We start from the raw sequence: 24,205 nt of genomic DNA on the forward strand, positions 1-24,205 counted from the left end.
ATGAACACCTCACCCCATGTCCGCCGGTTCGCAGAACTGCGGCTGACGGACCGGCCCACGGTCGGCGGCAAGGGCGCCAGCCTCGGCGAACTCACCTTCGCCGGCGCCCCCGTACCGCCCGGCTACGTCGTCACCACCAAGGCATTCGAGGCCTTCCTCGGCGCCCTCGACCCGGACGGCGAGATCCGCACCGCCATCGAGGCGCTGGACTCCGAGGACACCGAGGCGATCACCCGCGTGGTCACACCCGTCAGGGAGCGCATCGAGGCGGCCGAACTGCCCGAAGAGGTGGCGGCGGCGATCCGCGGCCACTACCGCGACCTGGACAGCGAGTCCGACATCCCCGGTGAGCCCGCCCCCGTCGCCGTACGCTCCAGCGCCACCAGTGAGGACGCGGAGGACGCCAGCTTCGCCGGTCTGCAGGACACCTACCTGTGGGTGCGCGGCGAGGACTCCCTCGTCGGACACGTCCGCCGTTGCTGGGCCAGCCTCTACAGCGTCGAGTCGGTCAGCTACCGGCGTCGCCTCGGCCTGCCGGAGCACGACCTCGCCATGGCCGTCGTCGTCCAGCGCATGATCGACCCGCGCTGCGCCGGCGTCATGTTCACCCGCAGCCCGCTCACCGGGGACCGCTCGGTCGTCGCCCTGGAAGCGTCCTGGGGCCTGGGGTCCGCTCTCGTCAGCGGTGACGTGACACCCGACAAGTACGTGGTCAGCAAGGTGACCCGGGACATCTGCTCCCGTACCGTCTCGGCGAAGCTGCGACAGCACCGGATGGACCCCAGCGGCTCCGGTGTGCTGGAAGAGGACGTACCGGAATACCTCCGGGACGAACCCTGCCTGTCCGACGAGGAGATCCACGAACTCGTACGGCTCGGCCGGCAGGTCGAGTCCCACTACGGGGCACCGCAGGACATCGAGTGGGCGATCTCCCGCAACCTCGTCCCCGGCCACAACATCTACCTGCTCCAAAGCCGCCCCGAGACCGTCTGGGCGAGCCGCGAGAAGGCCCCGGTGGCCTCGCCGAAGGCCAGGGCGTTCGACCACGTCCTGTCGCTGCTCGGCGGCGCGGGCTCCGGCCCCGGTGGGAGTACGAAGTGAACCTGACCGGCGAGGACGTCCAGGACATCCTGCGGATCATCGATGGCATGGACGTCGACCGCCTCCATCTGCGCACGGGTCGGTTCGAGCTGTCGCTTTGCCGTGGCGACGACGGCGAGTGGACACAGTCCGCGCGCACGACAGCCGAACCGGTGCTGGTCGATGGCCGTGAAGCACCCGCGGTCCAGGGCGTGGGTGCTGCGGACAAGCAGACTGAGCCCGCCCGCGAGGGGCTGACCGGGGTCCGTACACCGTTGCCCGGCGCCTTCTACCGGGCGCCGAAACCCGGCGCGGCCCCCTTCGTCGAGATCGGGGACGAGGTCACCGAAACCACGGTCGTCGGGATCGTCGAGACGATGAAACTCATGAACTCCGTGTACGCGGGGGCCTCCGGCACGGTGGCCGAAATCGTCTTGGGGGACGGTGAGTTCGCCGAGCAGGGTGCCGTGCTCATGTTCATCGACACACGGGCGACAGGGGTGGCGCCGTGATCCTGCGACGCGTTCTGATCGCCAACCGGGGTGAGATCGCCCTGCGCATCATCCGTACGTGCAGGCGGCTCGGCATCGAGGCGGTGCTCGCCGCGTCCGACGCCGACCTCGGCTCCGTACCGGCCCGGCTGGCCGACCGGGTGGTGCGCCTCGGCCCCGCCCCGCCCTCGGCCAGCTACCTGGACGTGGACGCCGTCCTCACGGCGGCGAAAACCGCCGGCGCCGACGCCATCCATCCCGGGTACGGCTTCCTCTCCGAGAACCAGCGGCTGGCCCGGGCCTGCACCGAGGCCGGGATCGTCTTCATCGGGCCCACGGTGGAACAACTCGCCTCAGTGGGTGACAAGTTGGAGGCCCGTCGGCATGCCGTGGAGGCCGGTCTGCCAGTGGTACCCGGCGGGCCGCTGGAGGACACAGCCGACGCGGCCCGGCTCGCCGCGGAGATCGGCTTCCCCCTGCTGATCAAGGCGGTCGGCGGTGGCGGCGGCCGGGGCATGAAGCAGGTGCACGATCCGGCGGATCTGTCCGCCACCGTCGATCTGGCCGTCGCCGAGGCGGGCGCCGCCTTCGGTGACCCCCGCGTCTACCTCGAGCGCTTCGTCGCCACCGGGCGGCATGTGGAGGTGCAGCTCATCGCGGACGGCGAGAACATCGTTCATCTCGGCACCCGCGACTGCTCCGTGCAGCGCCGCTACCAGAAGTTGATCGAAGAGGCGCCCGCCCCCGCTATCGACCCGGCCCTGCGCGAGGAGATGCACCGTGCCGCGGTGGCCCTCGGCAAGCATCTGGAGTACCGGGGCCTGGGCACGGTCGAGTTCCTGGTCGACGTCGACCGGGGCACCTTCTACTTCCTGGAGATGAACGCCCGCATCCAGGTCGAGCACCCGGTCACCGAGGCCATCACCGGACTCGATCTCGTCGCCGAGCAACTCGCCGTCGCCGAGGGGCGATCGCTCTCCTTCGGGCAAGCGGACGTGTCCTTCACGGGACACGCCATCGAGTGCCGGATCAACGCCGAGGACTGGGCCCGCGACTTCCAGCCCAGCCCCGGCACTGTGACCGAGGCGGTCTGGCCGCTCGGTGACGGCATTCGGATCGACACGCACCTCCAGGCGGGTGCGAGCGTACCGCCGTACTACGACTCGCTGCTCGCGAAGCTGATCGTCCACGGCCGGGACCGCGCCGACGCGCTGGCACGGCTGCGCGCCGCCCTGGCCCGGTGTGCGGTCTCCGGGGTCAGCACCAACATCCCGCTGCACCAAGAGGTGCTGGCACAGGCCGAGTTCGCCGAGGGCGGCGTGGACACCGCCTGGTTCACCCGCTTCCTGCGCGACCATCCAGTAGGGAGCAGCCGTGGCTGACATCCAGCTCGTCGACGTGTCGCTGCGCGACGGCAACCAGAGCCTGTGGAGCGCCACCGGACTCGACACCGGCAAGATCCTCCAGATCGCGCCGGTCCTGGACCGGGTCGGCTTCCGCGCCCTCGACTACACCTCCAGCACCCACATGGGCATGGCGGTGCGCACCCACCGCGAGGACCCGTGGGAGCGGATACGGCTGACGCACCGCGCCATGCCGAACACCCCCTTGCAGTTCATCGGCACCGGGCTGCGCTTCATCTCCTGGGAGGTCGCCCATCCCGAGTTCATGCAACTGGTCTACGACCGGCTGGTGGTGAACGGCGTCACCAGGTACGTCGTCCTGGACCCCATGCACGACATGGACGCCGTACGCGAGTCCGCTCGCATGATCCGAGCAGCTGGGGCCACCGAGATCGTCGGAGCACTGACCTTCACCGTCAGCGACGTCCACGACGACGCCCACTACGCCTCGCTCGCGGCGCAGATGGCCGCCTGCCCGGACATCGACCGGGTCTACATCAAGGATCCTGGGGGGCTGCTGACTCCGGAACGCGCCGCCACACTGATCCCGGCCGTCCTGGGCAAGCTCGTCGGCACACCGCTGGAGCTCCACTCCCACTGCACGATCGGTCTGCCGGGCCTGACCTACCTCAAGGCCGCCGACCTGGGCGTACAGGCCCTGCAGGTGGCCTGCGGGGCTCTTGCGGGCGGCACGTCCCTGCCCAACGCCCAGCAGGTCGTGGCCAATCTGCGCGAAATCGGCCACACCGTGGACATCGACGACCGGCTGCTGAGCGTGGTCGCCGACTACTTCGACGGCATGGCGGCGGCCGAGGGGCTGCCCGTGGGAGGCCCCCGGGACTACGACGCCGCGTTCATGCGCCACCAGGTGGCCGGCGGTGTGATGACCACCCTGCACCGGCAGCTCGACGAACTGGGCTTCAGCGACCGCTTCGACGCGGTCATCGAGGAGGTGACCCGCGTCCGCGCCGAACTCGGCCACCCCATCATGGTCACCCCGTTCCCGCAGATGGTGTGCACCCAGGCCCTCTACAACGTGATCGGCACCGAACGCTACGAGAACGTCTCCGATCCGGTGATCCGGTACGTGCTGGGCAGCTTCGGCCGCCCCACCGCCCCCGTGGACCCGCAGGTCGCCGACCGCATCCTGGGACGGCCCCGGGCGAAGGAACTCGCCGCCGAACCGCCCCCGCCCACCGTCGCCGAACTGCGTCGGCGCCTCCCGCGCGGCATCAGCGACGAGGAACTGCTCTTGCGGGCCACCATGCCGGCAGAACAGGTGGACGCCATGGTGGCCGCCGGTCCGGCTCGGCGGCACTACAACCCCGACGTCAAACCGGTGCTCGACCTGCTCCAAGGACTGCGGACACGCCCGGCGACACCCGAACTGATCCTCGACCGGCCCGACTTCCGACTGGAGCTGCACCGTGACCGCCGACCCGTCTGACGAGACTGCCGCCTGCGCGACCGCCGAAACGGCTGATGAGACCGCCGACCTGACTGGCCGTCTGCGGGCCGTCCGGGGCTTCGTCTTCGACATGGACGGCACGCTCGTCCTGGGCGACCGGCGCAACCACGGGCTCACCCCCCTCCCTGGAGCCCTGGAGGTCACGGCCGATCTCACTGCCCGCGGCCTGCCCTGGGTCACCTTCACCAACGGCACCACCCGCACCCCGGAGGCCTACGCCGAGGCGCTGCGCCACATCGGGTTCGACCTGCCGGACGACGCCATGCTCACTCCGGCGACCAGCGCCGTCGACCACTTCCTGGCCATGGGACACCGCAGCGCGCTGGTGCTCGGCGGCGACGGCCTGAAGGAGCCGCTTCGCCAAGCCGGCATCGAGATCGTCGAGCCCAAGGGCAAGCCGGAAGCCGACGCCGTGCTCGTCGGCTGGTACCGCGAGTTCACGATGGACGACCTGGAAGCCGCCTGCCACGCCGTCTTCGGAGGCGCCACCCTGTACAGCAGCTCACAGTCGGTGTTCTTCGCCAGCGCCGACGGTCGAGCACTGGGCACGTCCCGGGCCATCTGCGCCATGATCAGCAGTGTCACGGGCGTCACCGAACAGGTCGTGGGCAAGCCCTCACTCACCGGCCTGCGCTGCGCCGCGCGCCGACTGGGCGTAGCCCCGCAGCACCTCGCCGTCGTCGGAGACGACCCGGAACTGGAGATGGCGATGGCCCGGAGTGCCGGGGCTCTCGGCATCGCGGTGACCACCGGCATCCACGCGGCGAACCACTTCGCGACGCTGCCCACGGAGCAGCGCCCGCATCTCACCGTCGAGGGTGTGGGCGGGCTGACCACCCTGTTGCCCGCCCTGAACTCCCACCCCATCGAGAACGGACCCGTACCGACATGACGACCACGACCGCCTCCCTGCGACCGAGCGACCGTCCGGGAGTCCTTGCCGACCTCGTACCCGGATCCTCCCTCCTGCGGGACACTCTTCTCGTCGTCGGCGGCGCGAGCCTCACCGGCCTCTGTGCCCAGGTCTCCCTGCACACCCCGCTCAGCCCCGTGCCCTTCACTCTCCAGACCCTCGCGGTCCTGGTGGTCGGCACCGCGCTCGGTACCGTTCGCGGGGCGGCGGCCATGCTGCTCTATCTCGCCGCGGGCGCCGCCGGAGTGCCCTGGTTCGCCAACCACACCCACGGTCTGGGCGGCCCCAGCTTCGGCTATGTCGTCGGTTTCTGTCCTCGCCGCCGCCCTCGTCGGCGAACTCGCCCGCCGCGGCAACGACCGCGGCATCCTGGGCACCGTGGGTCTGATGACGCTGGGCAACGCGGTCATCTACCTGGCCGGGACCGTGTGGCTGGCCATGGCCCTGCACCTCGGCGCCCAGCAGGCCATCGCTTTGGGAGTCACCCCGTTCCTCATCACCGACGCGCTCAAGACCGCCCTGGCGGCAGGACTGCTGCCCCTCGTCTGGCGAGGCGTGGCGTCGACAGCGGCCCCTCAAGAGTGAAAACGGCGGTGCTCGTGCGAGGTTCCTGGCGCGGCCGGAGCCGCGGCCGCCGCGCGCTGCGCAAGGCGCCTGGCCGGTTCCGGCCGGTGGGGCGGCGGACCGCGTCCAGGAGCTGGTCGATGTCTTCGGCGGCGTGAGAAAAGGAGGTAACGAGGCGGACGATGCCCGGCGCCTAGCGGTCGTGGTAGAAGGTGTAGCCCTCCGCGAGAAGCCCCCCAGCCCAGCCTGGCGCTCGCGGACGAGGACGTCACCCAAGGACCGAGTCCCGGCCCTTACGGGTCGTTGATGGCGTTGCTCCCAACGCCATACTGACGAGCCAGCTCGGCTGGCATCTCAGATGGATCGCATTCGAGGGTGTAGTTGCGAGCTGAGCCCGCCGGTCTACACGAGTGATCTGGCGATGTAGTTGGCCAGGTTCGGAACCCGAGGGCGGATCCGCGGCGGTGTTCGAGACGTCCGCTGATCGTCTCGGTCAGTCCGTTGGAGGTGCGGGGGCCGTCGAGGTAGTACCTGCGCGCAGGCGGGTGATGTCCTGAACCGGCGGCAGTCCGTAGAAGGCCCGGTATTCGCGGCTGAACTGGGTCGCGCTGGTGTATCCCACGGTGTGGGCGACCTGCGCGGCGGTGACGTCGCCGGCCAACAGCTGGCGCCTGGCCGACAGCAGTCGCAGATGTTTCTGATAGCGCAGCGGGCTCATACCGGTCGCAGCCGTGAAATGCCGGTGCAGGGTCGCCGGGCTCATACCGGCCTCGGCGGCGATCTGGTCGATGCTCACCGGCTCGGTGATGCGGTCACCGAGCCAGGCGATGACGCCGCGGATCCGAGTGCTCGGGGTATCCGCGGCCTGGCGCAGCGCCGGACCGAGCGGGCCGGTCAGCAGCCGGTAGATGATCTCGCCTTCGACGCGCGGCGCCAGGGCCGGGATGTCGTCCGGGGCGTCCAACAGACGCACCAGACGGGTCAGGGCGTCGATCAGTTCAGCGGGCATACCAGCCGTGGCCCGCCAGGCGGGCTCGGCAGCCGGGGGCGGCGAGGTGGGGCCGAGTTCCACCAGCAGTTCGGTAAGGATCTGCTTGTCGAGGGCCAGGACCGCGGAGCGGTAGGGCACCTGCTCAAAGACCGCGGTGACCGGCAGTCGCACGGTATTCAGCAGCATCCGGCCGCCGGGCACGCTCCAGCTCTGCGAACCCGCGACGGTGCGCTTGGCGCCGGCGGCGACGAAGCTCACCATCGGCTCGTACAGCAGACGGCTGGGCGGCAGCAACTCGTCGGTCGCGACCAGCGTCAGCCGGGGCACTGCGGTGGTGGTCCACGGGCCGTCGCGGTGGTCGGTGATCGCCTGGGCGAGACGGTTCAGCATCGGATCCCTCGACTGCTCGGTCCGCGTTCCATGCGGGCCATGGTGAGACGATCAGGCAATCATATGCGAATGTTGCCCAATGACCTGCGGATACGTGGCCCTCTAGCGTCACGGGCATGAACGCACAGCACGCCATGCCGGTTCGCTCGCTCGGCTCGCAGGGCTTGACCTCTTCAGCGTTGGGCCTGGGCACGATGGGCATGACCATGGGATACGGCCCGGCCGACCCCGATGGCGGGATGGCCGCCATCCGCCGCGCTTTCGAGCTCGGCGTCACACACTTCGACACCGCCGAAATGTACGGGCTGGGCAGCGGCACGAGCGAGCAGCTGCTGGGGCGGGCGGTCAAGGGCTTCCGCGACGAGGTGGTCCTGGCCACCAAGTTCGGCTACGACCTGACCGACATGAGCCGTTTCGGCCGTGCCTTCGACAGCCGGCCTGAGCGCATCCGCGCGGTCGCAGAGGCAAGCCTGCGGCACCTGGGCACCGACCACATCGATGTCCTTTACCAACACCGCGTCGACCCGAATGTGCCGGTCGAGGACGTCGCCGGCACCGTCGGCGAGCTCGTGGCCGAAGGCAAGGTGCGTTTCTTCGGCCTGTCGGAAGCCGGCCCGGACACCATCCGCCGCGCCCACGCTGTCCACCCGGTCTCGGTCTTGCAGACCGAGTACTCACTGTTCGAACGCTCCGTTGAGGCCGAGGTGCTGCCGACAGTCCGCGAGCTGGGCATCGGCTTCGTCGCCTGCTCCCCACTCGGCCGCGGCTTCCTGACCGGGACAGCCACGCCTGCCGCCGACTGCCCGCCGAACGACCTGCGCGCCCACGACGCGCGCTGGCAGCCCGGCAACTACGAGACCAACCAGGCGCTGGTCCGTGACCTGGGCGCGATCGCCGAGTGGAAGGGCTGCACAGTGGCGCAGGTGGCGCTCGGCTGGCTGCTGGCCCAAGGCCAGGACATCGTTCCGATCCCCGGCACCCGCAGCGCACAGCGCGTGGCCGAGAACGTCGCCGCCGCGCACCTCACCTTCACCCCCGAAGGGCTGGATCTGATCGGCTCTCTCCTGCCGAACGGCGCGGTCGGCGACCGCTACCCCGCGCCGATGATGCCCGCCTGGTGATCCCGAGGGCGTAGCTGTGCTCTGAACCCACCGGCCTCTCACGCAGGGCTGTCCGGACGCGCTACCACCGTGCCGGCGACCGCGGACAGCCCCGCAGCGTACATGCGGGTCCTGCGAATGGCCAAGAAAGTCTGCGTGCCCTGGTATTCGGACGCCTCGCAGGTTTGGAAGCGGCGGTTGCGACGCGTCCTTGACGGGGATCGTCAGGTCGCCGAACCGGGAGCTAGCCGCTGTACAAGGGTGTCGATGAACGCGCTGTATCGCTCGTGAAAGCGAACGCTGTCCGGAGAGTCACCGGTGATCATGCGCACCAACTGGGGGATGGTGACGGGGCCCATCGTGAGGAACAGGATGAGGAGCGCAACCAGCTCGGGATCAAGCTCCGAGTCAACTTCACCGCTGCCCTGAGCACGCACGACGACCCGGGTGCTTTCGCCGAGCGCGCGTGCGCGCTCCTCCTCGAGCACTGCACGTCCGGTGTCCGAGAGTCCTTCTCGTGCCGTGAGGCGCAGCCACGGGATGTTGGAGTGATTCCGGGGCCATTCGGTGGTATCGCGCACCCAGTGTGCGAAGGTCTGGGATCGGAGTTCGCTCCAGATCTCCTGGGTGATGTCGAGCAGCTTCTTCATCACGGCGTCCCGCAAGCCGTCTTTGCTGCCGAAGTAGTAGTAAACCAGCGACTTGTTGCAGCCGACCGCCTTTGCGACGTCCTCGACGCTCACCGTGTCGAGACCCCGCCTGCTGAACTGGTTCGCGGCCTCGAGGAGGATCTCTTCGCGACGGAGTCGGCCACGTTCGCGATGAACCCGATCATCCGAATTGCCGTCTTTGCTTCGTGGCGTCGCGCGCTGTGTTGACAAGTCAATCATCCACCCTACACATGTAGGCGACCACCCTACATGTGTAGGTGACGTGGACCGGACTCAGGCAGCACCGGCGAGGGCCAGGAAGCTGCGAAGCGGGACGTCCGGGTCGGCGAGCGCCTCCGGGTCCAGGACGGTCTTCGATTCGACGAGCTTCCGGGAGAATGCGAAGTCACCTGATGCCCCGACGATATCGGCGGCGATGAGCTTGCCCGCCTCAAGATAGAAGACTTCGAGCTTGCGATCGTGACCCGGGTTGGGGCGCACTACGACCGTGTCGGCTGTGGCACTGAGGCCGACCGACTGCAGCTTGAGGTCGTACTGGTCGGACCAGAACCAAGGAAGCGCCGAATACGGGGCCTCATCTCCCAGGATGCTCCGCGCGACGTGTCGAGCCTGCTCCGATGCGTTCGGCGCCGACTCAAGGCGCCGTAGGCCGCCGTGCTGCGGGCAAGGGTGCCGCGAAACATCGCCGATGGCATACACGCCGGGGACAGAAGTGCGAAGGTGCGTATCCACGACGATCCCGTTGTCGACGAGCGCTCCGGCACGTTCCGCGAGTTCGGTGCGCGGCGTGACACCGATGCCGACCAGCACGAAATCGACTTCGAGTGCCGGGGCACCGTCGAGCAGGACGGCCGCTACGTTGCCTTGGGCGTCAGTGCGGAAGCCGGCAATGCGTGCCCCGGTCCGTACATCGACGCCCTCTTCACGATGGATCTGCTGGAAGAAGTCGGATACGGGTGCGGAGGTCACGCGCGCCAGCACGCGATCGGCAGCCTCCAGGATGATCGTCTCGACGCCGGCGCGACGCGCGGCCGCAGCGATCTCGAGTCCGATGTAACCGCCGCCGATGACGACCGCGCGTGCTCCGGGCCGAAGGAACTCCTGCAGCCGGAGCGTGTCATCGATCGTGCGCAGCGTCAGCACGTTCGCGGCCCCGCGGAGCTCCGGGTGCGGCAGCATCCGGGCCTTGGATCCGGTGGCGATGATGAGCGATTCGTAGGGAATCGTTTCTCCGTCGTCCAAGTGAACGGTTCGGCCGGCTGCATCGAGACCAGCGACCGCACGGCCGACCCGGAGATCGATGCCTTCCCGGACGTAGAACTGGTCGGTCCGCAGAGCGATCTCAGGGAACTGCGCCGTGCCGGTGAGGATGCCCTTCGAGAGCGGGGGGCGCGAATATGGCGCCGCGGATTCGTCGCCGAGGACCGTGATCGGAACGTCGCTCCCGGCCATCCGCAGCGCAGCAGCTGCCTCAACCCCGGCCTGTCCGGCGCCTACTATGACAATGCGGTCAGAACGCGTCGACATCGCAGGTCACTGCACCTCGGGCACGTGAACGACGAGCCCATCGGTGTCTGCTGTGCAGCGGATCTGGCAGGACAGGCGGCTGAACTCGGTCGGCTCCGCGGCGGTGACCTGCAACATGTCCTCTTCCTCGGGGCTTCGCCCGCCGAGGCGATCGGACCACTCGGGCGCGACGAAGACGTGGCAGGTAGCGCACGACAGCTCACCCCCGCACTCACCGATGATGCCCGGCACCAAATTGTTGAGCGAGGTCTGCATCACTGAAGCGCCGTCCTCGGCTTCGACTGCTCGACGCTCCCCGCTGGGCAGCACATATTCCACCTTCGGCATGTGTACTCGGACCTCCTCGTCCGCTGGAAACAACGTCGATCACGCTGCGACCAAGTTTGACTTGCGGGTCAATGTTTACCTCAAGCCGCTGGTGATTACTACCCTGGAGTCGCTCTATTTATTAACTCTCTCGTTGCATTAGGCGCGAACCCGGCGTAGCTTCTCTCCCGATCGCTCGCACATCGGAGTGGGGCGCAGGGACCTGCCGGGAGGCAGAGGTGACCGATCTTCGCAATGCACTGACCGTCGTAACCGGAGGAGGCATGGGCGTCGGCCTTGGCCTGGCGCTCGAGGCCGCGAGGCGCGGCTCACGCGTGGTGATCGCCTCGATCTCGGACGCCGGCGCCGCCGTCGAGCAACTCCGTGCTGCCGGCGCAGAGGCCGACTGGTTCCAGGTCGACGTATCGATTCGCGAACGCGTGCAGGAACTCGCCGCGTTCACTCGCGAGAAGTACGGTCCGGTCAACGTCCTCATCAACAACGCCGCTGGCGGCGACAGCGCCGGTTCGATCATCGACAACGACCCCGAGGGGATCCAGCGGGCGTTGAACATCAACGTGCTCGGCTATGTGTGGACGATCCAGGCCTTCGCGGACGACCTGCGGTCGAACGCCGCCAAGGGTGCGCCGGCCTACATCCTGAACGTCGGCTCCGAACACTCGCTCGGCGTGCCGCCGCATGTGATGCCGTTGAGCGCCTACACCGTCACCAAGCAAGCTGGGCTCGCCGTTACCGAGGTCGTTCGCCGGGACTTGGCCGGGACCGGCATCGGGGTGTCGCTCGTTGCCCCCGGCTGGGTGCTCACAGAGCAGGTCAGCGGCATGATCTCCGCATCTGAAGAGTTCGCGGCGGTCGTTACACCGTATGCGCAGGAGACCAGCGAGGTCGCGCGCATCGCTTTCGACGGTCTGCTTTCGGGGAGGGAGCTGATCGTCACGAACCCGAAGTCGGTGCCGTTCGCGAAGGACCGAGCGCACCGCATCCTCGGCGACCTGAGCTGGGCCGAGCACCGCGAAGAGGCGGCTGAGGGGTGGGTGCACGATGGCACCGGTGACATCAGCAAGTGCCCGGTGGTCCACACACCCGGCCTCTCGTAGCACCGGCTGTCCCCGTACTGGCTTGAGTGGCACTGGCAAGATTTTCGTGAAGCGGGGGGTGTGCCACCGTGTGCCGGTCACGCTCCGTCACGGGTAGTGGCGTCGGAGATGGGCCATGAGGATGACGCACTGGCGGAGGAGTGGAACTCCTGCACGGTCGGCCATGATCCTCTTCTGGAGCTTCAGGTTCCGTAATGCGGCCCTCGTTGACGCCGGAGTTGTACGGGGTGATGGTGCCCTGCACGACAGCATGCTGGTCCCCGCGAATGGCGTCGGCCAGGCTGGTCAACGGCGGGAGCCGGGAGTCGGTGAGGTGGTCAAGCCAGTCGGGCAGTGGGGCGGCATTGCGAGCGTCCCGCATCGAGGCGAACTGCCGTATCAGGTCATGGGTTCGCGCCAGTTCTGGACAGTGGGCGAACAGCCGCCGCAGTGTCTCGGCGGCGTGCAGGCCGCGCTGGGACGGTGTGGTGGTGATCCACCGGGCAGCCTGGCGGGGCGAGGATGGCCGTTCGCGCGGCGTGTCGATCGGTAGACCACGACGCAGCGGCGCGATGGCCATCTTGACCCGCTGGTAGTGGCCCCGGTAGCCCTTGGCGGCGCTCTCCTGGTGCGGCACCGTCGCGGTCTGTTCGCCTTCCTCCCAGCGTTGCCGCAAGTAGTCAGATACGGGTCGAGGCTCGTGGACCGGCGGGGCGGTGTCCGGCGTACGCACTCCTGCCAGGATCCAGCGCGTGCGTCCTTGACCACGGTGCGCCGATTCAGGCCCAGTTCGCGGGCGAACCTGCTGATGCTGCGGTCCGTGCCGGTGGACTCGTGTACGGCCTCGAACAGCCGCTTCGTGTGGCGGCGGGCGGGAGTATCGGCCGCCTCATACGACACCGCCGACGGTGGTAGCGGATCCCACTCAGGTACTGCGGAGGGCAGGCAGCCGCAGTGTGCGGCGGCGAGTGAGCGAGCCGTCCCGGCACGCCACCTCGACACCGGGGTGCGTGCGCAGCCAGGAGGCGAGTTGCTCGGCATCGCGCCCGGACCACAGCTCGATCGGCAGCCGCGTGTCGGCATCCACCAGCAATGTGCCGTAGACGTCCGCGTACAGGGCGAAGTCGTCCACGCCCAGGACCCTTGGTGCGGAGGACGCCAGCAGCCGGATGCGCATCAGGTGGAACAGCACACTTGTCCGTGACAGCGGCGCTTTCAAGATTTGCAGGAGCCGGGCGCCGCCGCAGCCGGCGAGCAGCACTCCGGCCATCTCCACGAGAGGCTGCAGCAACGGGCTGCGGCGCTGGTAGCGCACCGTCAACCCTTCGACCTGCTCGGCGAACGTCCGGCGACCGCAGACCGCGTTGCCACAGAACAGCCGCCGCACCACCAGACTGATCAACACCGGGCAGCCCCCGACAGCGACATCAGCCAGCGTCCGGCTGTAGCGACTGTGCACCCGCGCCGACCTGTGACCGCAGTCCGGACACGCCACCCTCAACTCGCGAGTACGAGCCGCCACATGCACTGTGCCGGCCTCCGCCCACAACCGCTCCACCCGCACCGCTTTCAGGTGCGGAGACAAAGTCATCACACTCGCCGACAGTCCCGCCACCCGTGACGGAGCGTCACCGGCGCACGGTCGCACGCCCTCGTTTCAAGCAAATCTTGCCAGGGCCACGTTCGCTTGTACGCCGACAGTCGGCGGTGACGACACCACGCAGCCGCTTGATCCGCACCGGTCCGGGCAGTCCGTGGATCCCGGCCTGTGTCATGAGCACCGACACGGTCCTGGTGCAGACCCGGATGCCCATGCCCAGGGTGAGCTCGGCGTGGATGCGGCGGTAGCCGTAGGTGCCGCGGGGAAGCGACGTGAACCTCTCGGATCAGTCCGGTCAGCCAGTCCCGCCGTAGCTGTCGCGGATGGGTCGGTGTGCGCTTGTGTTTGTAGTAGATCTGACGGGCGACGCCAAGGATCCGGCAGCACCTGTTGACCGGTGCCCCGGCATCGACGAGTCGGTTCGATCACCGGGTAGAGCCTTTTGGGGCCGGCTTGTCCTCGCCAAGGAACTTCGCCGTCTGCCGGACGATCGCCAGCTGGGTTTCCAGCTCATGGATCCGCCGGCGAGCAGCCCGCAACTCAGCAGACTCGCTCGACGGCGTTCCCAGCCGCCGCCCGTTGCGGATGTCGTCTTGCCGCAACCACTTCGACAACGTGACGGATGGATGCCGAGCTCCACCGCCGTCTGTTTGGCCTGCTTGCCGGCGCGGACCAGCGCGATGGCACGCGCCCGGAACTCCGGCGGATAGGGACAAGGCATGACTGCCGGCTTTCCGTGAAGGGCTGTCAGTCAGCAACCAGAACTGGAACCTGAGAGGTGGGGCAGGTCAAGATGTCACCCAAGCCTGCATCAGACCCACCCACCCTCACCCTGACGAGCCGCAGTCAGTAACTACCAACTACCTGGATCAGATGCTCTCCAAGCGGAGATCGCGGCGGATGGCGTCGGCGATGAATTCGCCGATCAGTACAGCGGTGGCTGCAGGTCCGCGCTGTGGGGCGTCCGGCAGGATCGAGGTGTCGGCGACGCGCAGGCCGCGCACGCCGTGGACGCGCCCAAACTGGTCGACGGCGCTGTGCCGGGAATCGTCCGCCGGACCCATTGGCGCGGTGCCGCAGGTGTGTTGGGTGGTGCCGAGGTTCTCGCGGATCCACTGGTTCAGGGCGCTGTCGTCGTCCAGGACCTGCTTCCCGGGCTCGCGCAGGCCGCTGGAGATCTCGGCGAACGGCGGGGTGTCGAGCAGAGCCGCGGTGACGCGGACGACTGCGCGCAGGCGGCACAAGTCGTCAGCGGTGCCGAGGTAGTTGTAGTCGATGTCGGGTGGCGTATCGGGGTCGGCGGATCGGATGCGCAGGCGGCCGGTCGGCCTCGGTGTCAGGGCGGACACGAGAAATGACAGAGGTGCGCCTGGGACGCTCACAGCGCCGCTGACAAGCCCCGCCATAGGGACGAGGGACTGGAGGATTTCCAGGTCTCCTGGAGCGGCGGCGCCATCGGGCTTGGATCCCGTCGAGCTGAGGTGGAGGCAGCCGCCGAGCCAGGAGTCGGTCGGTTCGCCCAGGCCTCCGCGGGGCGTCCAGTCCAGCACGACCTGCGGATGGTCACTGAAGTTGGCTCCGACGGCGGGAGCGTCGCAGACGACCGGTATGCCGACTCGTTCGAGGTCGGCGCGTGGTCCGATGCCCGAGAGCAGCAGCAGATGCGGGGTGGCGAGCGCTCCGGCACTGAGCACGACGCTGTCGGCTTCGACGACGGCCCGTCGGCCGCCGTGTTCAGCGACGACACCAACGGCGCGGCCACCTTCGACGACGACCCGACGGGCCTGCCAGCCGCTGAGGGTGATCAGGTTGGGGCGGGCGAGCACCTCGGGTGGGAGGTAGCTGAGCCCGGCGTTGCGACGTACACCGTCGATCGCGTTCGAAGGTACCGGGCCGAAGCCCGGCGGTGCCTGGTCGTTCTTGTCGGGGTCGGCGGGGAAGCCGAGCTGCTGGGCGGCGTCGCGGAAGGCCGCGGCTGCCGGGTGCTCGAGGCGGGTGCGCCGGATCCTCATCGGCCCCTGGTCGCCGTGCAGTTCGCTCGGGCCGAAGTCCAGGTCGGTCTCCAGCATGCGCAGAAACGGCAGTACGGCGTCGTAGTTCCAGGCGGGATTGCCCGCGGCGGCCCAGCGGTGGAAGTCCGCACGCCGGGCTCGTACGAAATAGCCGCCGTTCACGGTGGTCGAGCCGCCGAGGACCCGTCCGCGCATAACCTGCCACGGCCGCTCCGGCGTCAGTCGCACGGAGTGGGCCGTGGTGGCCGGATGGTCCGGCTGCGCGCCCGGAACCAGTCGGGCGTCCAGCAGCGCGGGACCGAATCCTTCCTCGCCGTGCGGCATGTGTCCCATGTCCAGCAGCAGCACATGACGGTCGGCATCCTCGGTCAGCCGCGCCGCGAGCACCGCGCCGGAGGCGCCGGCACCGACGATGGCCACATTCGGTCGGCGGCTCACGGAAACCGCGTCGCGGCGGTCTCGAAGGGGAGGAGCACCTGTTCCATGAGCCAGGATCCTAAGCCGCTCCCGGCCGGGCAGCGCAAGCCCCACGATCGTCGCGAGCTAAAATTAAGTGCCCTCATCTATTCGAGTGGTGCCCGCATTTACGCAGGTCAGAGCCTTTTTACGGAATGATGCGCGCGGGCTCCTCGACGCCACCCCGGCAATTGCCGTCGTCGTAGACCTTCCTTGTGGCACTCCATGTCAATATTCTCGCCGGTGTCTGAGTGCTGGGACCGGCGATGCCGGTGACCCGCGCGCACTCCCCACCATCGGCATCCACCCGCACATGTCCGCACTCCCAGGGAGAACCGCATGAACGAGTCGACCTCCGCCGAGACCGAGCAGAACCCCGCCCCCGTGACCACGCCGTCCGACGAGCTCGTCGAGGCCGACAGCCTCATCGAAGAGGTCTCGATCGACGGCATGTGCGGCGTCTACTAGGCCGCGCCCATGGCCACGTTGAACCTGGACCGTGCCTGGGACCTGCACCCGCAGGTCTCGGTACGGCCGGAACCCTTTGGAGCGCTGCTGTACCACTTCGGGACCCGCAAGCTCTCCTTCCTCAAGAACCGCAGGCTGCTCGCGGTCGTCCAGGAACTGGCGGCGGCACCCACCGCCCGGGCGGCCTGTCTGGCCGCCGGCGTCGAGGGCCAGGACGTGACCCGGTACGGGCAGGCTTTGGCCGTACTCGTCCAGTCGTCGATGGTCGTCGAAAGGACAACTTCATGACCACAGCTCCGCAGCTGTCGAGGCCCGCGACCGCGTCGCGCCTTGTGGACCTCTTCGAGTACGGTCTCGACGCACCGATCTGCCTGACTTGGGAACTCACCTACGCCTGCAACCTTGCCTGCACGCACTGCCTTTCCAGCTCCGGCCGGCGCGATCCGCGCGAACTGACCACCGCCGAGGCCAAGGTCGTCATCGACGAGCTTGAAGCCATGCAGGTCTTCTACGTCAACATCGGCGGCGGTGAACCCACGGTCCGTTCCGACTTCTTCGAGCTGATCGACTACGCCACCGCCCACCACGTCGGTGTGAAGTTCTCCACCAACGGGGTGCGCATCACCCCGGAGGTCGCCGAGCGGCTGGCGGCCAACGACTACGTGGACGTCCAGATCTCCCTGGACGGCGCGACCGCCGAAGTCAACGACGCGGTGCGCGGGGCGGGTTCGTACGACACGGCACTGCGTGCGATGCGCAACCTGGCCGAGGCCGGGATGAAGAACTTCAAGCTCTCCGTCGTGTGCACCCGGCACAACATCCCGCAGCTGGACGCCTTCAAGGCCATCGCCGACCGTTACGGCGCGCAGCTGCGGCTGACCCGGCTGCGTCCCTCCGGGCGCGGCGCGGACGTGTGGGACGAACTGCATCCGCTGCCCGAGCAGCAACGGCAGCTGTACGACTGGCTCGTGGCACACGGGGACCAGGTGCTCACGGGAGACTCGTTCTTCCATCTGTCCGCCTACGGCAAGGCGCTGCCGGGCCTGAACCTGTGCGGGGCCGGCCGCGTCGTGTGCCTGATCGACCCGGTCGGGGACGTGTACGCCTGTCCGTTCGCCATCCACGACGAGTTCCTCGCCGGAAACATCCGCCGACCGGGCGGCTTCGCCGGAGTGTGGCGGGAGTCGGAGCTGTTCCGGAGTCTGCGCGAACCGCAGAGCGGTGGCGCGTGCGCCTCGTGCACGTTCTACGACACCTGCAAGGGCGGCTGCATGGCGGCGAAGTTCTTCACCGGGCTGCCGCTGGACGGCCCCGACCCCGAATGCGTCCAAGGCCATGGCGAGCAGATGCTGGCTCAACGCCCGCAGGACCTCGGCCACTTGCCGAAGCCCTCCGGCGACCACTCGCACCGCACCGCTCCGACGCGCCGTCCCGCCCCTGTTGACCTGGTGCTGACGCGCCGCCCGGACCTGGACCGGCCGCCCGTCAGTGCCTGCGCCGAGGATCCGCTGGCCGGTACGAGCTTCACGTAAGACGTCACGTACGACCAAGAAGGAGCCGCACCATGGGCCGTAACCCCTGGTTCGAGACCGTCGCGGAGGCTCAGCGCCGCGCGAAGAAGTATCTGCCGAACACCGTCTACGGGGCCCTGGTGGCCGGCTCGGAACAGGGCCGTACGCTCGACGACAACACGGGCGCGTTCGCTGAACTCGGCTTCGCGCCAAGGGTGGTGGGTCATCACGCACAGCGGGACCTCACCACGACCGTGCTCGGGGTGGAGTCCGCGATGCCGGTGGTGATCTCGCCGACCGGCGTGCAGGCCGTCCATCCCGACGGTGAGGTCGCCGTCGCCCGCGCCGCCGCGAACCGCGGCGTGATCATGGGCCTGAGTTCCTTCGCCAGCAAGCCGATCGAAGAGGTCGCCGGGGCCAATGCGAACACCTTCTACCAGATGTACTGGACCGGTACGAAGGACTCAATGGTGCAGCGCATGGAGCGTGCGCGGGCTGCGGGGGTGAAGGCCCTGATCGCCACGCTGGACTGGTCCTTCTCCCACGGCCGCGACTGGGGCAGCCCGGCCATCCCGGAGAAGATCGACCTCAGGACGATGGTGCGGCTGGCGCCGAACGTGCTGCCTCATCCGCGCTGGCTGTGGGCGTTCGCCAAGTCCGGCCGGATACCGGACCTGACCACGCCGAACCTCCAGCCGCCCGGCGGCAAGGCGCCCACCTTCTTCGGCGCCTACGGCGAGTGGATGCGGACGATCCCGCCCACATGGGACGACGTCAAGTGGATGCGTGAGGAGTGGGGCGGCCCGTTCCTACTCAAGGGCGTCTCCCGGATCGACGACGCCAAACGAGCCGTCGATGTCGGCGTGTCCGGCATTTCGGTGTCGAACCACGGTGGCAACAACTTGGACACCACACCGGCGTCCATCCGCCTGCTGCCCTCAATCGCTGAAGCGGTCGGCGAGGAGATCGAGGTGCTGCTCGACGGCGGTGTCCGCCGGGGCGGCGACGTCGCGAAGGCACTCGCCCTGGGCGCGCGTGCGGTCCTGATCGGCCGTGCCTACCTGTGGGGCCTGGCCGCCAACGGACAGGCGGGCGTGGAGAACGTCCTGGACATCCTGCGCGGCGGACTCGACTCCGCCGTACTCGGCCTCGGGCACTCCTCCGTCCACGAGTTGTCACCGGACGACCTGATCGTCCCGAAGGACTTCACCCGCACGGCAGGCGCACCGCGCGCTGTGGGCTCTGTGGGCTAGCCATGTCGTCACACCGTGTACCGCCGGAGGGATCAGCCGAGTTGGCACGCTCGGTGTGGCCTGCCGTACCGGCGAAGGCGCTCGTGCTGGTCCCCGTCGGCTCGACCGAACAACACGGACCGCACCTGCCGTTGAACACAGACAGTGTCATCGCCGGCTCCGTAGTACAGGCGGTAGCAAGCCAGTTGACGATCCCTCAGCCCGACCGCCCGGTGCTCACGGCTCCCACCATCGCCTACGGCGCCAGCGGCGAGCACGGGGGTTTCCCGGGCACGGTCTCGATCGGGCACGACGCGCTGCGCGTCGTCCTGGTGGAGACCGTACGGTCCCTGTCTCTGTGGGCGGGCCGCATCGTGTTCGTCAACGGCCACGGCGGAAATGTGCCCACGCTGGACACGGCCGTCGGCCAACTGCGCGACGAGGGCCACGACGTGGCGTGGCTCGGCTGCGAGACACCGGGCGGCGACGCGCACGCAGGCAGGGCGGAGACCTCGCTGATGCTGCACCTCGCACCCGGCGATGTCCGTCTCTCCGAAGCGGTCGTCGGCGACACTCGTCCGCTGTCCGTCCTCCTGCCGGAGCTGATGGCCCGCGGCGTTCGCGCTGTCTCACCCTCCGGAGTGCTCGGCGACCCAACCGGTGCCACGGCCGAGGAGGGCCGCGCCTCGTTCGAGTCGATGGTGGTCACCGCGGTGTGCCGGATCACCGAAGGCCGAACGGACGGACGGGGCCGCCTCGTTGGCCCGGCGTCCGTGCGGACACCGGCTCGCGCCGCCACCGCACCGCCCCCTCCGCGCACGAAAGCAGCGCGCCCATGACCCTTCCGTACGGCTTCATGGTCGCCCTCGACCGGCACACCCGAGTCCTCGACGAAGGCCGGGCCCTCCTGGGCGGAAACCCGACCCGGCTGCTCCGGCTCAGTGCCCGGGCGCGAGGACTGCTGACCGGGCGCGCGGTGTGCGTTCGGGACGCGGCAAGTGCGCTCCTCGCCGACCGCCTGCTCGAGACGGGTCTGGCCCACCCGCTCGTGCGAGCCCTGCCGCGGCGCCCCGCACATGGCACGGGCACCGATCCGAGCTGTACGTATGTGATCCCGGTACGCGACCGCCCCCGCGAACTCGACCGGCTTCTGGAGAGTATCCCCGCGGGCAGCCCGGTCATCGTCGTGGAGGACGCCTCACGCCGGCCCGACCCGATCACCGCCGTCGCCACGCGGCACGGCGCCCACCTGGTCCCGCTGGCGGTGAACGTGGGACCGGCGGGCGCCCGCAACGCCGGGCTGCGCCTGGTCACCACCCCTTACGTGGCCTTCGTCGACTCCGACATCGTGCTGGCGCCCGAGACGGTGCCCACTCTCCTGCGGCACTTCGCCGACCCCCGAGTCGCCATGGCCGTACCCAGGATCACGGGGCTGGCCACCACCGAGGCATCCGGCTGGCTCGGCCGCTACGAGCGCACCCGGTCATCCCTCGACCTGGGAGCACACCCGGCACCGGTCCGCCCCGGCACCCGCGTCTCCTGGGCACCCAGCGCCTGCCTGGTCGCACGAGTCGACGTGCTCAACCAGAGCGGCGGCTTCGACGAACGCATGCGCGTGGGTGAAGACGTCGACCTGTGCTGGCGCCTGGACCGGGACGGCTGGCGTATCCGCTACGAGCCCTCCGTCGAGGCCGCGCACGAACACCGGGCCGAGCTGCGCGACTGGTTCACACGCAAGGCCGTCTACGGCACCGGCGCCCACCCCCTTGCCCAGCGCCATCCCGGCAACATGGCCCCGGCCGTGCTTGCCCCATGGAGCGCCGCACTGCTCCTGGCCCTGCTCGCCCAGCGCCGATGGTCGCTGCCGGTCGCCGGATGCATCTGGGCCGTCGCCACCACCCGAGTCGCCGGGAAACTGAAGGACACCGACCATCCGGTCCGGCACGCCACACGCCTCACCGCCGACGGCGCCGTGTCCGCCTTGGCCCAGGGATCGGCCCTCCTCACCCGCCACTGGTGGCCGCTCACCGCGGTGGGCTGCCTGGTCTCACGCCGCATGCGCAACGCCGCGGCGCTGGCGGCGGTCACCGACATCACGCTCGAATACCGCCGCGACACGACCGGCCGCGACACGACGCACCTCGGCCTCGTCCGCTACGGAATCGCCCGCCGCCTCGACGACCTCGCCTACGGAACCGGCGTCTGGATCTCCGCCCTGAAAGGACGCTCCACAGCCGCCCTGCGCCCTCACATCGTCCTGAAGCCGTCACCACCGCAGCAGGCCGCGCGCAAGCCCGTCCTTCCGCGCGGCCGATGGAGCCTTCCCCAGCGGGCGGATCACACTGGGTAAGCTCACGCGGGGGCGATGGAGCATGGTCAGAGGGGAAGAGCCGGATTGGTTGCGTCGAAACCGACCACGAGCACGGGTTCATCCCGGGTCGGACGCCCGTCCGCCACGTCGCGCGACCAGCTGGAGGGCGTGGCGTTCGAGCTGTTCGCGAGCAAGGGGTTCGAGCAGACCACCATCGACGACATCGCCGCGGCGGCAGGTATAAGCCGCCGGACCTTCTTCCGGTACCACGCGTCCAAGAACGACCTCGTGTGGGGCGACTTCGACGGCCAACTGGTGCGCCTGCGCGAACTGCTCGACGCCTGTCCACCCGACCTGCCCATGATGGACGCCCTGCGCGAGGCGGTGGTCGCCTTCAACCGGTTCGACCCGGCCGAGGTGCCCTGGCACCGCCGGCGCATGGAACTCATCCTGCGCGTGCCGGCACTGCAGGCCGACTCCACCCTCCGGTACACGTCCTGGCGCTCCGTCGTCTCGTCGTTCGCCGCCGAACGGACCGGCCTGCCCCCGCAGTCGCTCCTGCCGCGGCAGATCGGCTACGCGGCCCTGGCTACCTGCATCGCGGCCTACGAACAGTGGCTCCACGACGAGAACGCGGATCTGTCGGGGTTGCTGGACAGCGCCATGCGGGAACTCCAGAGCGGCTTCGGCGGCCATGAAGTTCCTCCGCGGTAAGCGTAAGCAGCGGGCGCTACTTGAGTGCCGCCGAGACGTCCACGGGCTTCCCGCCGAACAGCGGGGTGTAGGCGCCGTCCCGGATGGTGTAGGCGTAGTTGCCCTTGGCGAACACACGCGCCACGTCGGGGTTCTCGTCGGGCCGCGTGAAATCGATCGGGCCGGCCAGGCCCTCGACCTTCACCGGCGATGCCTTGCCGAGGGCGGCCAGCAGGCCGGCGTGGTCGTAGGCCTTCGCCGGGCCCGCGACCTGCTTGACGGTCTGGACGGCGGCCCAAGCCCGCAGTGCCTGGGCCTGGAGAGGGCGGTGGCGAGCGTGTACATCGGCACCTTCGGCTTGGCGCTCTGCCGGACAGCGCCGACGATCTTGGCCACTGCCTGGGGCTGTTCCGTGATGAGCAGGCACTGGACACCGGTGGAGACGATCTGTGACACCGGTGCGGAGAAGCCCGTTGCCGTGCCGACCAGCTTGACGACCCTGGAGTCACAGATCGGCGAGCCGCCGGCGGCCTGGAAGCCGGCCTTGATGGCCTTGGCCGACGGCTCCGTCGCCCGCGGCGGTGTCGCGCAGCATTCCCGCCGTCTTGCAGCCGTTCCTGGCCGCCGCGTATCCCACCCCGCCGTAGTCGAGAGGGTTGCCGCCCGGGATCGGGAAGGACACCTTGCTGGTGAAGTCCGGTGAGGTCAGCGGAGTGCCGCCCACCGCCGGCACCTTGCCGGCTTCGAGCAGCGGCATGAACGACGTGGCGTAGAGCGAGGCGGGGTTCACGACCGCGGCGTAGCCGCCCTGGACCGCCTTGCGGCCGCAGGTGGCGGCCACGTTCGGGTCGCCCTGGTAGTTGCAGGCATCGATCTGGATCCGGTGACCGTTGACTCCTCCGTCGGCGTTGATCGCCGCTGCCGCCGCCTTCGCACCGTCGGCGATCTCCGGGAACGAGAAGGAGGACGCTTCCAGCTGGCTGACGACCAGGAGCTTGAGGGCGCCCTTGCCGTCCGCCGACGAATCACCGCTCGAGGCGGTACCGCATGCTGACAGCGACAGGGTGCCCGCCGCGATCGTGATGAGCAGCCTTGAGACCTTCACAACGGCACTCTTCTGCTACTCGGCTATGGGGTGTGGTGGCAGCGTCTCACTCGTCGCCGCTGTTCTTCCGCGTCCGGGGTGAGGCGGTCAGCCACTTCCCGACCGCGGCCAGGTGGACCTGCATCCGGTGGCGGGCGACGGCGGCGTCACCCGCGATCACCGCATCGGCGATCTTCTGGTGCGCGACCCGGACGTCGGCCGCTGCCTGGGGCGTGTGCTCGCGCTTGTTGCCGGTCCTGCTGAGGTTGGTGAGCACCTCGACGAAGAGCGCCAGCGCCGGGTTGCCGGTCATCTCGGCGAGCGCGGTGTGCAGACCGTGGGTACCCACGTCGCCCTCGTGCTGCTTTTCCTGCTCCTGGGCCAGGGTCTCGCGCAGCCGGACAATGCCCGACTCGTCAATTTTCTCGGTGGCCAGTTCGACACATTTCAGCTCCAGTGCCGAACGCGCTTCGAAGACATGCTGGGGACTCGCCTTCATGTATTCCAGCATCAGCGCGGTGGCGCGTACCGCGGAGTGGGTCTCCGGCGCGGTCACCACCAGGCCGCCGCCCGGTCCGCGCCGCATCGTGGCGACGCCGTGGTGCTCGAGCACGCGGATGGCCTCACGGAACACGGCACGGCTGATGCCGAGGCGGGCGATCAGGGCCGTCTCGGACCCCAGGACCTTGCCCACCGGGAAGCCGCTCGCGACGATCTCCTGCTCGAGTTGATACGCGATCTTCTCAGCGAGTTTGGTGCCGGTCGGCTCGTCGGTGAGAATCAGTGATTCGGTCACTGCCATTTACCCGTTTCGTCAGGAAATCCCATATGCGCGCT

At 68.9% G+C, this 24,205-nt stretch carries 23 protein-coding genes and 3 pseudogenes; 15 read left to right on the forward strand and 11 right to left on the reverse strand.

Annotated elements, in window-relative coordinates:
* From ACP4J3_RS10805 to ACP4J3_RS10830, 6 genes and pseudogenes are all read left to right on the forward strand, one after another.
* Window positions 1-1,101, forward strand: a complete 1,101-nt coding sequence (locus ACP4J3_RS10805) for a PEP/pyruvate-binding domain-containing protein (RefSeq protein ID WP_426532858.1) — start codon at window positions 1-3, stop codon at window positions 1,099-1,101.
* Window positions 1,098-1,592 (forward strand): acetyl-CoA carboxylase biotin carboxyl carrier protein, encoded by a 495-nt coding sequence (locus tag ACP4J3_RS10810; protein WP_426532860.1) that lies wholly within the window; start codon window positions 1,098-1,100, stop codon window positions 1,590-1,592. Before ACP4J3_RS10805 ends, ACP4J3_RS10810 begins: the two co-directional genes overlap by 4 nt.
* A complete protein-coding gene (locus ACP4J3_RS10815) occupies window positions 1,589-2,953 on the forward strand; it encodes an acetyl-CoA carboxylase biotin carboxylase subunit (RefSeq protein ID WP_426532862.1) in 1,365 nt (454 codons plus the stop codon). The genes ACP4J3_RS10810 and ACP4J3_RS10815 overlap by 4 nt, the downstream gene beginning before the upstream one ends.
* On the forward strand, window positions 2,946-4,421 hold the full coding sequence (locus tag ACP4J3_RS10820) for a biotin carboxyl carrier protein (RefSeq protein WP_426532864.1): 1,476 nt from the start codon (window positions 2,946-2,948) through the stop codon (window positions 4,419-4,421). The genes ACP4J3_RS10815 and ACP4J3_RS10820 overlap by 8 nt, the downstream gene beginning before the upstream one ends.
* A complete protein-coding gene (locus ACP4J3_RS10825; RefSeq protein WP_426532866.1) occupies window positions 4,402-5,334 on the forward strand; it encodes an HAD-IIA family hydrolase in 933 nt (310 codons plus the stop codon). The genes ACP4J3_RS10820 and ACP4J3_RS10825 overlap by 20 nt, the downstream gene beginning before the upstream one ends.
* A pseudogene (locus ACP4J3_RS10830) lies at window positions 5,331-5,940 on the forward strand (biotin transporter BioY). The gene ACP4J3_RS10825 and the pseudogene ACP4J3_RS10830 overlap by 4 nt, the downstream one beginning before the upstream one ends.
* Window positions 5,941-6,412: 472 nt before the next feature.
* Here ACP4J3_RS10830 and ACP4J3_RS10835 read toward each other — a convergent pair.
* A complete protein-coding gene (locus ACP4J3_RS10835) occupies window positions 6,413-7,300 on the reverse strand; it encodes an AraC family transcriptional regulator N-terminal domain-containing protein (protein ID WP_426532868.1) in 888 nt (295 codons plus the stop codon).
* A 116-nt stretch (window positions 7,301-7,416) separates the two neighbouring features.
* On the opposite strand from ACP4J3_RS10835, the gene ACP4J3_RS10840 reads away from it, so the two are divergent.
* Window positions 7,417-8,421 (forward strand): aldo/keto reductase, encoded by a 1,005-nt coding sequence (locus ACP4J3_RS10840; RefSeq protein WP_426532870.1) that lies wholly within the window; start codon window positions 7,417-7,419, stop codon window positions 8,419-8,421.
* Window positions 8,422-8,624: 203 nt separating this feature from the next.
* On the opposite strand, the gene ACP4J3_RS10845 is transcribed toward ACP4J3_RS10840, so the two are convergent.
* The 3 genes from ACP4J3_RS10845 to ACP4J3_RS10855 form a co-directional block, all read right to left on the reverse strand.
* Window positions 8,625-9,281, reverse strand: coding sequence for a TetR/AcrR family transcriptional regulator (locus ACP4J3_RS10845; RefSeq protein ID WP_426532872.1), 657 nt, complete (start codon window positions 9,279-9,281; stop codon window positions 8,625-8,627).
* A 63-nt stretch (window positions 9,282-9,344) separates the two neighbouring features.
* A complete protein-coding gene (locus ACP4J3_RS10850) occupies window positions 9,345-10,598 on the reverse strand; it encodes an NAD(P)/FAD-dependent oxidoreductase (RefSeq protein WP_426532874.1) in 1,254 nt (417 codons plus the stop codon).
* A gap of 6 nt (window positions 10,599-10,604) precedes the next feature.
* Complete coding sequence (locus tag ACP4J3_RS10855; RefSeq protein WP_099926998.1) at window positions 10,605-10,925, reverse strand: 2Fe-2S iron-sulfur cluster-binding protein; 321 nt, start codon at window positions 10,923-10,925, stop codon at window positions 10,605-10,607.
* Window positions 10,926-11,143: 218 nt separating this feature from the next.
* On the opposite strand from ACP4J3_RS10855, the gene ACP4J3_RS10860 reads away from it, so the two are divergent.
* Window positions 11,144-12,022, forward strand: coding sequence for an SDR family NAD(P)-dependent oxidoreductase (locus ACP4J3_RS10860; RefSeq protein WP_426532877.1), 879 nt, complete (start codon window positions 11,144-11,146; stop codon window positions 12,020-12,022).
* 904 nt (window positions 12,023-12,926) lie between these two features.
* Here the strand turns inward: ACP4J3_RS10860 and ACP4J3_RS10865 are convergent.
* The 4 genes and pseudogenes from ACP4J3_RS10865 to mftG all read right to left on the reverse strand — a co-directional run bounded on the left by ACP4J3_RS10865 (window position 12,927) and on the right by mftG (window position 16,051).
* Window positions 12,927-13,406 (reverse strand): hypothetical protein, encoded by a 480-nt coding sequence (locus ACP4J3_RS10865; protein WP_426533250.1) that lies wholly within the window; start codon window positions 13,404-13,406, stop codon window positions 12,927-12,929.
* A 24-nt stretch (window positions 13,407-13,430) separates the two neighbouring features.
* Window positions 13,431-13,592 (reverse strand): annotated as a pseudogene (locus tag ACP4J3_RS10870) (hypothetical protein); the annotation flags it as partial.
* 109 nt (window positions 13,593-13,701) lie between these two features.
* Window positions 13,702-14,322: pseudogene (locus tag ACP4J3_RS10875) on the reverse strand (transposase); the annotation flags it as partial.
* Window positions 14,323-14,470: 148 nt separating this feature from the next.
* Entirely contained in the window at window positions 14,471-16,051 is a 1,581-nt protein-coding gene (gene mftG / locus ACP4J3_RS10880; RefSeq protein ID WP_426532879.1) for a mycofactocin dehydrogenase MftG, read from the reverse strand.
* 357 nt (window positions 16,052-16,408) lie between these two features.
* Between mftG and mftA the strand changes: the two genes are divergently transcribed.
* From mftA to mftR, 7 genes are read left to right on the forward strand one after another with little or no spacing between them, the layout of a single operon-like run.
* Complete coding sequence (gene mftA, locus ACP4J3_RS10885; RefSeq protein ID WP_426532881.1) at window positions 16,409-16,537, forward strand: mycofactocin precursor MftA; 129 nt, start codon at window positions 16,409-16,411, stop codon at window positions 16,535-16,537.
* A 9-nt stretch (window positions 16,538-16,546) separates the two neighbouring features.
* Window positions 16,547-16,825, forward strand: coding sequence for a mycofactocin biosynthesis chaperone MftB (mftB, locus tag ACP4J3_RS10890; protein ID WP_426532884.1), 279 nt, complete (start codon window positions 16,547-16,549; stop codon window positions 16,823-16,825).
* Complete coding sequence (mftC, locus tag ACP4J3_RS10895; RefSeq protein ID WP_426532886.1) at window positions 16,822-18,069, forward strand: mycofactocin radical SAM maturase; 1,248 nt, start codon at window positions 16,822-16,824, stop codon at window positions 18,067-18,069. The genes mftB and mftC overlap by 4 nt, the downstream gene beginning before the upstream one ends.
* Window positions 18,070-18,101: 32 nt before the next feature.
* On the forward strand, window positions 18,102-19,301 hold the full coding sequence (gene mftD / locus ACP4J3_RS10900) for a pre-mycofactocin synthase MftD (protein WP_426532888.1): 1,200 nt from the start codon (window positions 18,102-18,104) through the stop codon (window positions 19,299-19,301).
* A gap of 2 nt (window positions 19,302-19,303) precedes the next feature.
* A complete protein-coding gene (gene mftE, locus ACP4J3_RS10905; RefSeq protein ID WP_426532890.1) occupies window positions 19,304-20,119 on the forward strand; it encodes a mycofactocin biosynthesis peptidyl-dipeptidase MftE in 816 nt (271 codons plus the stop codon).
* Window positions 20,116-21,630 carry a mycofactocin biosynthesis glycosyltransferase MftF gene (gene mftF, locus ACP4J3_RS10910; protein ID WP_426532892.1) on the forward strand — a complete coding sequence of 505 codons (1,515 nt, stop codon included), beginning with the start codon at window positions 20,116-20,118 and terminating at the stop codon, window positions 21,628-21,630. Before mftE ends, mftF begins: the two co-directional genes overlap by 4 nt.
* 15 nt (window positions 21,631-21,645) lie before the next feature.
* The gene (gene mftR, locus ACP4J3_RS10915; RefSeq protein WP_426532894.1) at window positions 21,646-22,305 is read left to right on the forward strand and encodes a mycofactocin system transcriptional regulator; all 660 of its coding nucleotides are present in this window, start codon (window positions 21,646-21,648) and stop codon (window positions 22,303-22,305) included.
* Window positions 22,306-22,321: 16 nt separating this feature from the next.
* Here mftR and ACP4J3_RS10920 read toward each other — a convergent pair whose 3' ends face one another.
* The 3 genes from ACP4J3_RS10920 to ACP4J3_RS10930 all read right to left on the reverse strand — a co-directional run bounded on the left by ACP4J3_RS10920 (window position 22,322) and on the right by ACP4J3_RS10930 (window position 24,164).
* Window positions 22,322-22,489 carry a hypothetical protein gene (locus ACP4J3_RS10920; protein WP_426532896.1) on the reverse strand — a complete coding sequence of 56 codons (168 nt, stop codon included), beginning with the start codon at window positions 22,487-22,489 and terminating at the stop codon, window positions 22,322-22,324.
* Between the two features lie 300 nt (window positions 22,490-22,789).
* Window positions 22,790-23,389, reverse strand: a complete 600-nt coding sequence (locus tag ACP4J3_RS10925) for an ABC transporter substrate-binding protein (protein WP_426532898.1) — start codon at window positions 23,387-23,389, stop codon at window positions 22,790-22,792.
* A gap of 46 nt (window positions 23,390-23,435) precedes the next feature.
* Window positions 23,436-24,164 (reverse strand): FadR/GntR family transcriptional regulator, encoded by a 729-nt coding sequence (locus ACP4J3_RS10930; RefSeq protein ID WP_426532900.1) that lies wholly within the window; start codon window positions 24,162-24,164, stop codon window positions 23,436-23,438.
* Window positions 24,165-24,205 lie beyond the last annotated feature (41 nt).

The organism is Streptomyces sp. UG1 (genome assembly GCF_049974585.1).
Classification (GTDB): Bacteria; Actinomycetota; Actinomycetes; order Streptomycetales; family Streptomycetaceae; genus Streptomyces.

What these genes read in the sequence shown, in the direction of transcription:
- mftD (WP_426532888.1), top strand. Translation starts at nt 18,102, where the DNA reads ATGGGCCGTAACCCCTGGTTCGAGACCGTCGCGGAGGCTCAGCGCCGC.
- mftB (WP_426532884.1), top strand. Translation starts at nt 16,547, where the DNA reads ATGGCCACGTTGAACCTGGACCGTGCCTGGGACCTGCACCCGCAGGTC.
- ACP4J3_RS10835 (WP_426532868.1), bottom strand. Translation starts at nt 7,300, where the DNA reads ATGCTGAACCGTCTCGCCCAGGCGATCACCGACCACCGCGACGGCCCG.
- ACP4J3_RS10840 (WP_426532870.1), top strand. Translation starts at nt 7,417, where the DNA reads ATGAACGCACAGCACGCCATGCCGGTTCGCTCGCTCGGCTCGCAGGGC.
- mftF (WP_426532892.1), top strand. Translation starts at nt 20,116, where the DNA reads ATGACCCTTCCGTACGGCTTCATGGTCGCCCTCGACCGGCACACCCGA.
- ACP4J3_RS10855 (WP_099926998.1), bottom strand. Translation starts at nt 10,925, where the DNA reads ATGCCGAAGGTGGAATATGTGCTGCCCAGCGGGGAGCGTCGAGCAGTC.
- mftE (WP_426532890.1), top strand. Translation starts at nt 19,304, where the DNA reads ATGTCGTCACACCGTGTACCGCCGGAGGGATCAGCCGAGTTGGCACGC.
- mftA (WP_426532881.1), top strand. Translation starts at nt 16,409, where the DNA reads ATGAACGAGTCGACCTCCGCCGAGACCGAGCAGAACCCCGCCCCCGTG.
- ACP4J3_RS10805 (WP_426532858.1), top strand. Translation starts at nt 1, where the DNA reads ATGAACACCTCACCCCATGTCCGCCGGTTCGCAGAACTGCGGCTGACG.
- mftR (WP_426532894.1), top strand. Translation starts at nt 21,646, where the DNA reads ATGGAGCATGGTCAGAGGGGAAGAGCCGGATTGGTTGCGTCGAAACCG.
- mftC (WP_426532886.1), top strand. Translation starts at nt 16,822, where the DNA reads ATGACCACAGCTCCGCAGCTGTCGAGGCCCGCGACCGCGTCGCGCCTT.
- ACP4J3_RS10850 (WP_426532874.1), bottom strand. Translation starts at nt 10,598, where the DNA reads ATGTCGACGCGTTCTGACCGCATTGTCATAGTAGGCGCCGGACAGGCC.